Below are 12,964 nucleotides of genomic sequence, written 5' to 3' on the forward strand. Positions count from 1 at the left end.
TTCGTCAGCCGTTCAGTTAAGGGCGGAAAGCCCTGTAGGGACAGGCTGTCTCGGCTCTGATTTGATCAACAACGCCGCACTCAGGCCGAAGGAAGAGAGCATATTTATTGCTCGCATGACTCATCGATGAGTAAGCACAGAGCACCGGTAAGCACCGAATAACATAAAAAACCAGGGATAGAATTTAATGACGTTTAAAAAATCACAACTGGCCATGGCTGTTGCTATGGCTGTTTCCATGTCCACTCCAGCACTGGCCGTCACCGATACTAACGCAGGGATCATCACACTGGAGGGAACAGGCGCCATTACCATTGGTAACCAGCCTCAATCAGATGTAAGTCATACAGAAACCGTCACGGTTGGTAATGAAACTTACATAGAAACCAGCTCACTTTTTAGAAACAGCCTTGCTAGTGACCTTAATGGCGATACATTAAACAACCCCTTCTCAGATGGTGCCCTCTACTACAGTAAAGACAGTTCTTTACTAGAATTGAAAGAGGCTGATCTAAGCAGAATAGATCTGGATCTACGAGATGCGAACAGTGACGACAATATTGGCCCTACCGAAGAATTTCTGACCGTTGGTAATAAAAGTACCTTTGTTTTTGATGACGTCAATGCAACCAATACCATCATCGAAACCAACGGTGCTCATATCGAGCATGATGACACTCCCGCATCAACACCCAATGCCTCCACTGCCGACGCAAGTGCGGCCACCATCAAAATCAGCAATAGCACCCTGACCGGTGTCGAGTTCGACGACCCCGAAGAAAGCTACGACCCCATTTGGGCTGGCAGTAAGGAAATGTTGACCAACAACGGCGGCGAAATCGTATCCATGGGTCTTGGCAATGCCATCGATATCAGCAACAACAGCACTATCAATGGTCTGATTATCAATGAGGACTGGAGCGATTCTGAAGATCCAATGAAAGGCGGCTTTATCGTTGCAACCAAAGGCGCAGGCATCAGCCTGACCGACAGTACCCTGAACGGTGGTATTCATAATGTGTCACGCCAGGATGCGGCCAAAATTGTCGGCGGCCGGGCCGCCATCGAACTGAACAACAGCACCCTGAATGGCTACATCGTCAACGAACATTCGGGTGAAAATCAGCCAGTAGGGTCACAACCCATCATTCTTGGCAAAGATGTGGCCATTGCCTTCAACAACAGTCAGATCAACGGTGGCATCAAGAATGAAGGTATCATCGTTGCCGAAGGAACCGCCTGGTATGACGAAGCCACAGGTAACAGTACCGATGAGCAGTTTGACACACTACTCGACAGCAAACTGAACGGCGACACTCCATTCGATGCCCAAGGCAACGCCGCCATTCAGCTGAAAGACGGTACCGTATTTAATGGCAATATCGACAACAGCGGCCGAATTGCCGGTCTCTATGGCATTGCGTTATACAATTCTACACCTGAAAGCAAAGCCAATAACTATACCGGCAACATTAACAACACCGGAAAAATTGTAGGAAAATCTACCGGCATCAGCTTGGGCAATACTCACTTTAATGGTGAAATCAACAACAGCGGCACAATTAATGGTGGAACTAATTTTGATCACCATTATGGTATTGATATTACCGACAGCGTAACTGGAAAAATAGTCATCAACCAAATAGCTGGTGAGCTAATTGGTAAAACCGCCCTAAAAATGAACAACATTACAACCACCAACCTTACTGGCGGTGCTATTAAAGGCAATGTAGTAAACAACGGTGGCTCCTTTAACTACAAAGGCGGTAGCATTGCCGGTAACGTGGCCAACCACGGCGGTACCTTCTATGTGGAAGGCAACCGGTCCATCGCCGGCGATTATATGCAGACTGCCGGTTCGACTCTTGCCATGGGCCTGCACAAGCAAACCAGCCTGACTGCTGACAACATTGACCTTAAAGCAGGCAGCCGTGTGCTGATCGACCTGACCAAAGGCGATCTGTATGTACAGAATGGCACCAAGGTCGAGATACTGAAGGCCAATGGCACTCTTACCAATGCTGATGTTGATTATGTCGTAAATTCCAAGCTGGTTACCGCCAAGGCAGAGCGCAATGCTGCTGGCAACTTAGAACTGACTTTTGAACGCGGCTCTTACAACGAAACTATCAAGGAGGATCTGAAAAAAAATGTTGGAGGCATCAGCTCAACCAAAGCCAAAAACCTTAATGGCTTGACAAATGTTTTCGACAAGCTTGATCGACTGCCAAATACACCAGTAGTTGAAAAGTTAAAACTAATGATTCAAAAGAGCTTCTCGAATAATTCAGATTCTGTTGGAGCACTCAACGAATACTTACCCGACACCTCCGGTGCCAGCGTAGCCGGTGCCATGAACGCCAGCAGCCAGTCCGGCACTCAGATTTCGGTACGCGCTCGAGGCCTGGCCTCCGGTGATGCCTTTGCCAACAGCGGCCTCTGGATTCAGGGTCTGGTATCCAACGGCAAGCAGGATAATCGCTACGGTGATGGTTACGATGCCGACAGCAGTGGTTTCGTGCTGGGTGCCGACACCGAGCTGAACAGCGGTCTGGTACTGGGTGCCGCCTACAGCTTCATCAACTCACAAAGCGATACCGCCAACAGCAGCACCGACTCCGACTACCACATGGCTACCGCCTACGCGGCTCAGGCGCTGGGTCAGGTACTGCTGGATGGTCAGGCTTACTACGCCTGGGGTGATAACGACAGCCATCGTACTCTTACCAACGGCGGTGCCAGCGCTAATTATGACAGCAGCCTGGTTGGTGCTCGCGTCGGTGCCGGCTATCAGTTCGAACTGGGCCAGGCCACCCGCTTCGTGCCGAGCCTGTCACTGGAAGCGTCCCGCCTGTCTGTGGACGGTTATACCGAAAATGGTTCTCCAGCTGCTCTCACCATCGGCAGCCAGGATTTTGATCGCCTGGAACTGGGCCTGAGCACCGAGCTGAGCAAGGATTATCAGCTGACCCATGCCATGGTCACCCCCAGCCTGACCCTGGGTGCCTTCCGCGACTTTAAAGCCGAGGCCCAGGGCAGCACGGTTGCCTTCGCAGCAGCTCCGGCCGAAACCTTTACCATCACCGGTCGCGATCCCGAGAAAAACCGCTACGTGGCCGGTGTTGGCCTCGACATCATGAGCGGTGAAAACCTGACCGTCAGCGCCGAATACAACTACAACTGGAACGGTGACGGCTTCGATGCCAACGCCGGTGCCCTGAAGTTCCGCTGGGACTTCTAGGCAACAGTACAACCGGTAATAACCGGAGCAAACAAAAGGCGAACCCTCGGGTTCGCCTTTTTATTTAGATGCCGCAGCGGCGCTGCACCTCGGCAAAGGCCGACCAGTCTATGCGCCAGGGGCCGTGATGATCGGCGGACTTTACTTCCTCGATCTGCACACAGTCTATGTGCTCGATAACTTCCTTCAATTGCAATCGGGTCAGCTCGGGTGGTATCACCGCGTCGTTAACGCCGGTGTAATACAGCTGAGGCAAGCCGGACAGGGTTGGCAAGATGGCGGCGTTATGGCCGTAGGCTTCATTCGCCAGCCGATGAAAACGGGTAAAACTGTTCGTATCCAGATTGCCGGCCACCGTCACCATCCCCTTCACATTCGGCAGCCGTGCTGCGAGCTGTACGGCAATATTGGCACCGCCGGAAAAGCCGATGAGGATGATATCGGTATCCGCCGCAATACGCTGCCGCAGTGCGGCTTCCATATCGTCTATTTCGGCAAAACGGCGCTCGGTCCAGATGCTGAAGTGACAACCTCGCGCTATATCCACCTGATACTGACAGGGGCGGCCAAGATACAAGACGGAAGCATGCGTATCTGCCGCCGCCAGCTTTAGCGCCACCGGATCATGTGGCGTCGGGTCGAATGAAGGGCGCCCACTGCTGCGCCAGGCATGACCATCCCCTTCCAGATACAGGTGCACCGGCTGGCCCGGCGATAACCGCCCCCATACCGCCACTGGCAACCGGGTATCCACACTCATAGCGGTCAAGCTGCCTTGCCTGGCAAGCTGTTCGGCGTGTAAACGCCGTTCACTTCCCGATTGAGCAGTGCAAGCCGTCAGCAGGGCAGCAACCAAACAGACTCCGACTTTGACGGTCGCTTTCATATCGACTCCAGATAGCGCAGCGAGCGGATGTCGTACCAGCACAAGGGCTCGCCGTCGATCAAGACCGCGTCCAGCTTCAGCTCTTCTCTGGTCTGTTCCAGCTTGCCGGCGAAGGGATAAGGCTCGCTGGAGCAAAGCAGTACGGGGTTATGTTGCCGCAGCCAGGCTTCGTCCACCACCGGATAGCGATCGCCCGGGGTGAGGAGCTGATGACCCAGATGCGCAAACAGGGAGTGGATAAAGGTATCCTTCCCCACCGTCATATAGGGCTTGCGCCAGATAAGGTAGATCCAGGGACGCTTCTCATCGAGCACCGAGAGATCACTGGCCTGGTCGTCGGGCAGCAGCGGCAAGGCCTCTGGCGTACAGGCCGAGGTCCGGCCCAGCACAGCCCGGTAGCGATAACTCAATTGCTGCAGGGCTTCGCAGTCCAATACCTGCGCCAGCTGCTCCAGGGCCTGAGGCATACCCGGCACCGATTTCACCTCGGTGGCGAAATAGGGAAACGGGCAGGTCTCTGCCATTTTCCGGGTGTTTTCTTCCTTGTCGAAAATCACCATATCCGGCGCCAGCGCCGCCACTTTGCTCCATTGTACATCCTTGGTGCCCCCGACCACGGGTAACGAAGCCACTCTGTCGGCCGGGTGCACGCAATATCGGGTACGCCCCACCACATTAACACCGCACTCGATCAGGGTTTCGGTCCATGACGGCACCAGACACACTATTCTCATCACACTTCCTTGTTTTTAAAATAATAAAGGGGAGGCGTAACATTCACGCCTCCCCTTCACTTTTCTCTGGACGGCTTACTGGCCGAAGTAGTTCTGCAGAAATTCGTCGAAGCCGATGGTGTCGGATCTTTCTATCTTGCGCTGACGCATCTCGGAGCGGGCACCTTCTTCATCGAAGTAGCTGTCTTCCCAGTAGCGCGGGCGGCTTTGCTGCAACTGTTGCTGGTAACGCTTCGACAGCGCCAGGCCGAAGGGCAGTATGTCCTGACCGCTCTGCTGCAGTTCGTCGAGCACCCGGGCCGACAGGGTCAGGCTCGGATCCTGAATTGCCGCCAGCTGCTGGGCGTGGGCCTTGCCGTAGCAGCCACGGCCACAACAGGCATCCAGCAGCGCCGCTACCTCTTTCAGCTCGCCGAAGTAACGTTCGCCCAGCGCCTTGAGGGTGAGGGTCTCGCCGCCAAAGATTTCCAGCTCCAGGCCGGGCTTGCGCCCTTCCAGCACCACCTTGTTGAAATTGCGCCGGTTGAGCGCGATCTCGTCTTCCGCCAACGGGGCCGACGGCGTCAGCAGACACCAGAGCAGAAAAGTATCCAGGAAACGGATCTGGCCCGCATCGATGCCCACCGCCGAAAACGGATTAACATCGACCGAGCGCACTTCGATATATTCGATACCCCGTGTGGCCAGGGCTTCCGACGGCTTTTCGCCGCTTTCGGCGGTACGCTTGGGCCGGATAGGCGCATAGAGTTCGTTTTCTATCTGCAAGACATTGTCGTTGAGCTGACGGTATTCCCCGTCCACCTTGACGCCGATTTTGGCAAATTCCGGCGCATGGGTGCCAATGGCCCGGCGCAGCGAAGACACATATTCGTCCAGGCTGTTGAGTGAAATCCCCAAGTCGGCCTGTGCATTGTTGGTATAGCCCAGGTCCGACAAGCGCAGCGAGGTGGCATAAGGCAGATAAAGCGTGCCCTTGCCAAGCCGTTCGAACGGCAATTGGTGCTCGCGCCCGGCGAGAAAAGAGCCACACAGCGCCGGCGAGGCACCGAACAGATAGGGGATCAGCCAGCCGAAGCGATAAACGTTGCGGATTAACCCCAGATACTTGTCGGACACAAAGTCCTGCAGGCAACCGCCGTTGCCTTCAAGCTGGTGCCACTCACTCCAGAAGCTGTCGGGCATGGAGAAGTTGAAGTGCACCCCCGAGATCACCTGCATGCGGCTGCCGTAACGATGATGCAGCCCCTGTCGATAGAGGGTTTTCATGCGGCCCACGTTGGAGCTGCCGTACCGAGCCAGCGGAATATGATCGTCGCCCTTGAGCAAACAGGGCATGCTCAGCGGCCACAACTGCTCTTCGCCCAAATGGCGCATGGTATAGCCGTGAATATCACTCAGCTGCGCCAGCAATATCTCTACCGAATCCGATACCGGTGTGATGAACTCCATCAAGGATTCGGAGAAGTCGGTGGTGATGTTGGCATGGGTCAGTGCCGAGCCCAGCACACCGGGGTGGCCGGTCTGGGCCAGGTGACCGTCCGGCGTGATGCGCAGGCTTTCGCGCTCTATGCCACGACGAATGCCCTTGATGGCTGGCAGGCGCGCCGGCGTCTGCCAGGCCTGGAGTCGTTCGGCCAGTGTTAACGTTGTTTTGGTCATTATTGGTTACTCTTTGGCACGGGATCATCATTCCCCCGAAGGGGAATGATGATCCCGCGAGAGGTCTGGCCTCGTTACTCAATGGTAAAGTCGTGTAACGGAAGATGGAGCTGCGCCAACGATTTTTCAAGCTTTTCCTTGTCGCCGACCACTACTACCACCATATCGTTGGGATCCAGCCACTGCTCGGCGAGCCCGGTCAGCGCCTCGCTGTCGATGCCCGCCACGATCTGCTGCTGTTTGTTGAGGTAGTCCGGCGACAACTGCATCATCGCCAGCTGCAGCAAAAAACCCGCCTTGTTGCCCAGGGTCTCGTAAGACAGCGCATCCTGCTGGGAATAGCTGCTGCGCAGATAACTCAGCTCCTCCTGACTCGGCCCCTGCTCCCGGAAACGACTGAACTCCGCCAGAATGTTCTCGATGGCCGGCACCGTGGCATCGCCACGCACATCGGTAGCCACCACGAACACGCCTGCATCGCGATTACCGGTAAAGTAGGAATGGGCACCATAGGTAAAGCCCTTGTCTTCACGCAGGTTCTGGTTGATGCGACTGTTGAAGTTGCCACCCAGGTTGAAGTTCATCAGGTTGGCATGGAAAAAAGGCCCGGTGGCATCCAGCGGCAGGGCGCGTCGGCCGATACGCAGCACCGACTGCACGGCACCCGGTACATCCACCACGTAAATGCCCGCCGCCGCCGGCTGCGGTACCACCTGTACTTCGGGCACGGGTGCCGCCTCTCCCTGCCAGCGAGTCAGAAAACCGAATGCCGTTTTGGCCTGTTCGGGAGCCAGATCGCCGGCCACCAGCACATGGCCATTGGCCGGGTTGTAATAACGCCGATAGTAATCACGCACCTGCTGCAGCGTGATGGCACCGATTTGCTCGGCACGGCCCTCGTCCGGCAAGCCCATCCGGGTATTGCCGTACATCAGCTGGCGAAATGCCTGCTGGGCCAGCCAGGCGGGTCTGTGCCGATTCTGGGCCATGGACTCCAACAGCCGGGATTTAACCTGTTCGAAATCCTGCTCACGCAACCCCGGGTGAAACAGCAGCTCTTCCACCAATGCCAGGGTTTGCGGCAGGGTCTCTGTCATGCTGGTGATTTCAATCAGATTGGTATAGAAACCGCTGCGCACGCTGATGCTGGCACCGAGTCGCTCCAGCGCTTCGCTGAAGGCGCCGGCTTTCAACCGTTCCGAGCCCTGATTCATCATCGCCGCCGTCAGGGTAGCCAGCCCGATGTCGGCCGGGCTTTCGGCTCGCTGGCCGCCGGGCAACGCCAGGATCACCGATACCGCCGGTATCTCGTCGTTTACCGTGCCCAGCAGCTGAATGTTGTCGCCCAGGGTATCCTGCCACAGCGGTGGCACCTTGATGTGTACCGGCTCTGCCGCCGCCGGCATTTGGCTGCGATCGAAGGTGTCTGTTACCTTGCGATCCGGTAAGGACGCAAGTAGCTCATCGGAGGCCGGCAAGGTCCGCTCGGCTACTTCAAAGTTAGGTGCGGCAGCCTGCCAGTCGTTTTTGTCGGTCGGCACCACGCTCAACGCCGCCACCGGCTTGTTCTGCAGATATCGACGATATACCGCCGTTACCTGCTCGGGCGTGGTCTCGGCCAGTTGACGCCAGGCGTTGATCGCATAGAGCGGGTCGTCTTTCAACACCTGGCCCAGTGCCAGTTGCCGGGATTTGCCCTTGGTGCTGTCGAGCCCGAGGATCAGCTCGGCACGCAATTCGGTCACCGCCTTGTCGACGTCGTCGGACTTGATGCCCCGCTCAGCAAGTTCGGCCACGATGCGATCGATCTCCTGCTTGAGTGGTGCCAGGGATCCGTCTTTCGACGGGTTGCTATAGGCCCAGACGCTCAGGGTGCAGGCCAGCTCGGCGCAGTAATGGCTGGCCCCGGCACTGACGGCCTTGCCGGTTTCCACCAACTGCTGATACAGCAGCGAGCTTTTGCCCCCACCCAGCACATTGGACAGCACATCCAGCGCCGCCTCGTCTTTATGGCCCAGATAAACGGTAGGATAAGACAGATACAGCATCGGCATGCGAATACGGCTATCGACCAGGGTCTGATAACGACTCTGTTCCAGTTTGGCCGGCTGCGGCTCGGCCGGGGTCACGGTTGGGCCGGCGGGAATGGGGCCGAAGTACTTGTCCACCCACTCCAGCGTCTGCTCGGTCTCAAAATCACCGGAGATCACCAGGGTGGCATTGTTGGGGCCATACCAGCGTTTGAAAAACGCCTTGAGATGCTCCACGTTGACCCGGTCCAGATCTTCCACATAACCGATGGGTTGCCAGCTGTATGGATGCTCCCGCGGATAAAGCAGTTCACCCATACGCTCGCCTACCAGCCCATAGGGCTGGTTATCGATGCGCTGACCGCGTTCGTTCTTGACGGTGTCGCGCTGAATTTCAAACTTGCGCTGACTCACCGCTTCCAGCAGAAACCCCATGCGATCCGCCTCCAGCCACAGCATTTTTTCCAGATGGTTGGCGGGGACCGTCTCGAAGTAATTGGTTCTGTCCTGATTGGTGGTGCCGTTCATGGTGCCACCGGCCTCGTTGACCAGACGAAAATGCTCCTGATCACCCACGTGCTTGGAGCCCTGAAACATCATGTGCTCGAAGAAGTGGGCAAAACCGGTCTGGCCCGGCTCTTCCCGGGCCGAGCCAACGTGGTAGGTCATCTCCACATGCACCAGCGGATCGGACTTGTCGGCATTCAGCAGCACCGTCAGGCCATTATCCAGCCGATACATTCGGTAGGGGATCACCAGCCCGTCTTCTGCCTGCTCCACCTCCTGCACCAACACGGGGGCAGCCGGTGCCAGCAAGGGGCACAACAACAATAACAGGGACCAATACTTCATGGGGTTTCCTTATATCAAGTCGCTAACCGGTTATCCCTGCAGCAGTATCTTGCCGCGGGTATGACCGGTTTCAATCTGGCGATGGGCCGCCACACCGTCGGCCAGCGGGAATACCTGGCTGACTTCCACCTTGAGCCGGCCTTCGGCCACCGCCTGCACCAACTGCTCCAGCTGCTCGATGTCGTTAGTCTTGAGCATGCCGCTGGCCGTCAGCCCCTGCCGCCTGGCAGCCGCCATCACCTCGTCGGCGGTAATGGTCGGTACCGTTACCACCCGACCACCGGATTTAACATGAGACAGAAGTGAGCATCCGGAAGTTCCGCCCACCAGGTCGAACAATAAATCCACCGGCGCCAGGGCGTTGAGGGCGGCTTCATCGCGATAGTCGATCACCTCATCGGCCCCCAGACTGCGCAGAAAGTCATGATTGGCGGGCGAGCCCAGTGCCACGACCGTGGCCCCCATATCCTTGGCCAGCTGCACCGCCAGATGCCCCACTCCACCGGCGGCGGCGGCAATCAACACCCGCTCACCGGCCTTGAGGCCACCGTGTTCGGTCAGCCCCTGCCAGGCGGTCAGCCCGGCCAGCGCCAGACCGGCGGCCATTTCATCGCTGACGGCTTCGGGCACCGGTAGCATCTCGTTACAGTCCACCACCAGCTCCTCGCCATAGCCTCCACCGGAGACCAGTCCGAACACCCGATCACCGGACATGAAGCGGCACACCTCGGAACCGACTTCCTGCACTTCCCCCATCACCTCGAAGCCCGGCGACCAGGGCAGCCGGTCCTTGACGGCCTTCGCTCCCCAGCCCAGTCCGGCGCGGGTTTTGGCATCGACGGGATTCACGCCGGCAAAGTGCATTTTGAGCCGTATCTGGCTGGCCGTCAGCGGAGGATGTTCGGTCTCGACCAGCGTCAGCTGCTCCGGGCCGCCAAATGCTTCAATTACCAATTGCTTCATCTCTTGCTCCTTATCCATCATCGATAAACCGACATCAGACCCGCAACATAGCACGGCCTCACCTGACCCTGAATGATCATTGGCCCAATGCCGCTCCCGTTGATACAGTGACAGAGGGATAAAAGCCATCCCCACCGGATCTCGTTCACATAAGGCCTTTGTCATGACCCGACTGTTTTTGCTACCGCTGATCCCGGCCCTGTTCTGGTATCTGTTTTTACTCTATAACCGTATTCCCATCAAACAGGGTGCCCGGGTGTTTTACTGGATTATAGGCCTGGGCTGGGGACTGGCGGCTTTTCTGAGTCTGATGATAGTCTTAACCCGTTAACCCCGGGGGATTAGGGACTCGGGATTAGGGAATTAGCGGCTCCAGTCCCTATTCCCCAGTCCCCAGTCCCCAGTCCCGAATCCCTTTGTTTACCAATAATTTTCCATCAGGATCTGACCGGGCTTGCGCCGCAGATGTTTCGCCAGCCCCTTGTGCTTGAGCTCGGTCACGGTGTCGCGCACCATTTGCGGATTACCACAGAGTAACACCCGGCTGTGCTCCGGGGTGAGCGTCAGGCCGACTCTTTGTTCCAGGCTGCCATCGGCAATGGCGTGGGTGATACGGCCCGGCTCGGCACCGGCCACCGTCTCTCGGGAGACAAAGGGGACATAGTGAAAACGGGGCTGGCCTTGCGTCAGCGCGATGATCTGCTCTCGGTAGCTCAGCTCTTCGCCCAGGCGCACCCCGTGCACCAGCACGATATTATCAAACTGCTGCCAGCAATGACCTTCTGCCAAGATGGATACAAACGGACCTACCCCGGTGCCGGTGGCCATCAGCCACAAATCACGGCCCGGCGGTACTTCATCCAGAGTCAGAAAGCCGGCCGCCGTGCGCTGCACCAACAGTTCGTCCCCCACCTCGAGTCCGGCCAGATAAGGCGTGAGCTGACCTTCGGGAATGGTCACCAGATAAAACTCGCAGTCCTGCCCCGGCGGATTGACGTAGGAATAGGCCCTGGCCACTTTTTTATCTTCGCCGTGCCAGGCCAGCTTGGTGAACTGCCCGGCCTTGAATGGCTCGACGTCGGCATCCACCACCAGAGAAAACAGCGTATCCGACCATTGCTTGCGGGCCTTGACCCGGCCTGTGATCCAGTCTGCCATGCAGTGCTCTCCCTCGTTAGACCCATCCCCACTGTAGCCTTATTGCAGGCAATAAAAAACCCGCGACAAGCGCGGGTTTTTTTAACGAGCGGCCTGATTTAGGCAGCAACGACCTGAATTTTAACGATCGCTTTAACGTCGGCGTGCAGCTGCACACCCACTTCGTACTCACCAGTGTTACGCAGAACACCGTCGTACAGGCGAACTTCGCTCTTGGCAACGGCAACACCGGCAGCGGTGATGGCGTCGGCCACGTCGCGGGCACCGATGGAGCCGAACAGCTTGCCTTCGTCACCGGACTTGGATTCGATAACCACGTTTTCCAGACCAGAAAGTTGGTCGGCACGGGCTTGCGCAGCAGCCAGTTGCTCGGCCAGTTTGGCTTCCAGTTCGGCGCGGCGAGCTTCAAAAGTCGCTACGTTGTCTTTGGAGGCCAGAACGGCTTTGCCCTTGGGCAGCAGGAAGTTACGAGCATAACCGGACTTAACGGTTACCTGGTCGCCCAGGTCGCCCAGTTTGGCGATTTTATCAAGCAGAATAACTTGCATTACCTTTCCTCTATAAATATTGGCGAGTTAGGCCGCTGCTTACTTGTGCAGATCGGTGTAAGGCAGCAGGGCCAGGTAACGAGCGCGTTTGATCGCACGAGCCAGCTGACGCTGAAACTTAGCGCAGGTGCCGGTGATGCGGCTCGGTACAATTTTACCGGACTCGGTAACGTAGTTTTTCAGGGTTGCGATGTCTTTGTAATCGATCTCGGTAACACCATCAGCGGTGAAACGGCAGAACTTACGACGACGGAAAAAACGTGCCATGATTCTATTCCTCAGCTAAAACGTGGATTACTCTGCAGCTTCTGCACGAGCGTCGTCACGACGGGGTTGACGCTCTTCTCTGACCTTGGCCATTTCAGAAGGCTCAGTGACCGCATGCTTGGTGCGCATAATCATGTTACGCAGCACGGCATCGTTGAAGCGGAAGTTAGTTTCCAGCTCATCGATAACAGTCTGGTCGGCTTCTACGTTCATCAGAACATAGTGAGCTTTGTGCAGCTTGTTGATCGGGTAAGCCAGCTGGCGACGGCCCCAGTCTTCCATGCGGTGAACTTGACCGCCTGAAGTGGTGATGGCGCTGGTGTAACGCTCGATCATACCGGGAACCTGTTCACTCTGGTCAGGGTGAACCATAAATACGATTTCGTAATGACGCATGGATTGCTCCTTACGGGTTAATAGCCTCTGCGTGGGCTCAGTCACACCATCGGAGGCAAGGAACTTGTAGCTAAAAACGACTGATTTTAAGGTGGCGCAGTATAAGGGATAACCAATCGGGCGGCAAGAAATTAAATGCTGGGGAATGGGGAATGGGGAATGGGGAATGGGGAATGGGGAATGGGGAGATTTTACCAATCCCTAATCCCTAATCCCTAATCCCCAATTCC

Annotated in this window: 11 protein-coding genes; 2 read left to right on the plus strand and 9 right to left on the minus strand. The window is 56.6% G+C overall.

Annotation, left to right across the window (positions count from 1 at the left end; all coding sequences use genetic code 11):
- Nucleotides 1-187: 187 nt before the first annotated feature.
- Nucleotides 188-3,241, plus strand: coding sequence for an autotransporter outer membrane beta-barrel domain-containing protein (locus Q0753_RS09990; protein WP_298720023.1), 3,054 nt, complete (start codon nt 188-190; stop codon nt 3,239-3,241).
- 64 nt (nt 3,242-3,305) lie between these two features.
- Here Q0753_RS09990 and Q0753_RS09995 read toward each other — a convergent pair whose 3' ends face one another.
- From Q0753_RS09995 to Q0753_RS10015, 5 genes are all read right to left on the minus strand, one after another.
- Complete coding sequence (locus tag Q0753_RS09995; protein WP_298720026.1) at nt 3,306-4,010, minus strand: hypothetical protein; 705 nt, start codon at nt 4,008-4,010, stop codon at nt 3,306-3,308.
- A gap of 113 nt (nt 4,011-4,123) precedes the next feature.
- Nucleotides 4,124-4,861 carry a helical backbone metal receptor gene (locus Q0753_RS10000; RefSeq protein ID WP_298720028.1) on the minus strand — a complete coding sequence of 246 codons (738 nt, stop codon included), beginning with the start codon at nt 4,859-4,861 and terminating at the stop codon, nt 4,124-4,126.
- A 75-nt stretch (nt 4,862-4,936) separates the two neighbouring features.
- Nucleotides 4,937-6,520 carry a glutamate--cysteine ligase gene (gene gshA / locus Q0753_RS10005; RefSeq protein WP_298720030.1) on the minus strand — a complete coding sequence of 528 codons (1,584 nt, stop codon included), beginning with the start codon at nt 6,518-6,520 and terminating at the stop codon, nt 4,937-4,939.
- 74 nt (nt 6,521-6,594) lie between these two features.
- Nucleotides 6,595-9,402 (minus strand): pitrilysin family protein, encoded by a 2,808-nt coding sequence (locus Q0753_RS10010; protein WP_298720032.1) that lies wholly within the window; start codon nt 9,400-9,402, stop codon nt 6,595-6,597.
- A 30-nt stretch (nt 9,403-9,432) separates the two neighbouring features.
- Entirely contained in the window at nt 9,433-10,365 is a 933-nt protein-coding gene (locus Q0753_RS10015) for an NADP-dependent oxidoreductase (RefSeq protein ID WP_298720034.1), read from the minus strand.
- Between the two features lie 163 nt (nt 10,366-10,528).
- On the opposite strand from Q0753_RS10015, the gene Q0753_RS10020 reads away from it, so the two are divergent.
- A complete protein-coding gene (locus Q0753_RS10020) occupies nt 10,529-10,696 on the plus strand; it encodes a hypothetical protein (protein WP_298720036.1) in 168 nt (55 codons plus the stop codon).
- 89 nt (nt 10,697-10,785) lie between these two features.
- Here the strand turns inward: Q0753_RS10020 and Q0753_RS10025 are convergent, their stop codons facing one another.
- The 4 genes from Q0753_RS10025 to rpsF all read right to left on the minus strand — a co-directional run bounded on the left by Q0753_RS10025 (nt 10,786) and on the right by rpsF (nt 12,734).
- Nucleotides 10,786-11,523, minus strand: coding sequence for a ferredoxin--NADP reductase (locus Q0753_RS10025; protein ID WP_298720038.1), 738 nt, complete (start codon nt 11,521-11,523; stop codon nt 10,786-10,788).
- Between the two features lie 98 nt (nt 11,524-11,621).
- On the minus strand, nt 11,622-12,071 hold the full coding sequence (gene rplI / locus Q0753_RS10030; RefSeq protein WP_298720040.1) for a 50S ribosomal protein L9: 450 nt from the start codon (nt 12,069-12,071) through the stop codon (nt 11,622-11,624).
- A 39-nt stretch (nt 12,072-12,110) separates the two neighbouring features.
- A complete protein-coding gene (rpsR, locus tag Q0753_RS10035) occupies nt 12,111-12,338 on the minus strand; it encodes a 30S ribosomal protein S18 (protein WP_298720042.1) in 228 nt (75 codons plus the stop codon).
- A gap of 27 nt (nt 12,339-12,365) precedes the next feature.
- Entirely contained in the window at nt 12,366-12,734 is a 369-nt protein-coding gene (gene rpsF, locus Q0753_RS10040) for a 30S ribosomal protein S6 (RefSeq protein WP_298720044.1), read from the minus strand.
- Nucleotides 12,735-12,964: the final 230 nt, after the last annotated feature.

Origin of the sequence: uncultured Oceanisphaera sp. (assembly GCF_947495715.1) — a bacterium.
GTDB classification, from domain to species: Bacteria; Pseudomonadota; Gammaproteobacteria; order Enterobacterales; family Aeromonadaceae; genus Oceanimonas; species Oceanimonas sediminis.

What these genes read in the sequence shown, in the direction of transcription:
- Q0753_RS09990 (WP_298720023.1), top strand. Translation starts at nt 188, where the DNA reads ATGACGTTTAAAAAATCACAACTGGCCATGGCTGTTGCTATGGCTGTT.
- Q0753_RS10000 (WP_298720028.1), bottom strand. Translation starts at nt 4,861, where the DNA reads ATGAGAATAGTGTGTCTGGTGCCGTCATGGACCGAAACCCTGATCGAG.
- gshA (WP_298720030.1), bottom strand. Translation starts at nt 6,520, where the DNA reads ATGACCAAAACAACGTTAACACTGGCCGAACGACTCCAGGCCTGGCAG.
- Q0753_RS10010 (WP_298720032.1), bottom strand. Translation starts at nt 9,402, where the DNA reads ATGAAGTATTGGTCCCTGTTATTGTTGTTGTGCCCCTTGCTGGCACCG.
- Q0753_RS10015 (WP_298720034.1), bottom strand. Translation starts at nt 10,365, where the DNA reads ATGAAGCAATTGGTAATTGAAGCATTTGGCGGCCCGGAGCAGCTGACG.
- Q0753_RS10020 (WP_298720036.1), top strand. Translation starts at nt 10,529, where the DNA reads ATGACCCGACTGTTTTTGCTACCGCTGATCCCGGCCCTGTTCTGGTAT.
- Q0753_RS10025 (WP_298720038.1), bottom strand. Translation starts at nt 11,523, where the DNA reads ATGGCAGACTGGATCACAGGCCGGGTCAAGGCCCGCAAGCAATGGTCG.
- rplI (WP_298720040.1), bottom strand. Translation starts at nt 12,071, where the DNA reads ATGCAAGTTATTCTGCTTGATAAAATCGCCAAACTGGGCGACCTGGGC.
- rpsR (WP_298720042.1), bottom strand. Translation starts at nt 12,338, where the DNA reads ATGGCACGTTTTTTCCGTCGTCGTAAGTTCTGCCGTTTCACCGCTGAT.
- rpsF (WP_298720044.1), bottom strand. Translation starts at nt 12,734, where the DNA reads ATGCGTCATTACGAAATCGTATTTATGGTTCACCCTGACCAGAGTGAA.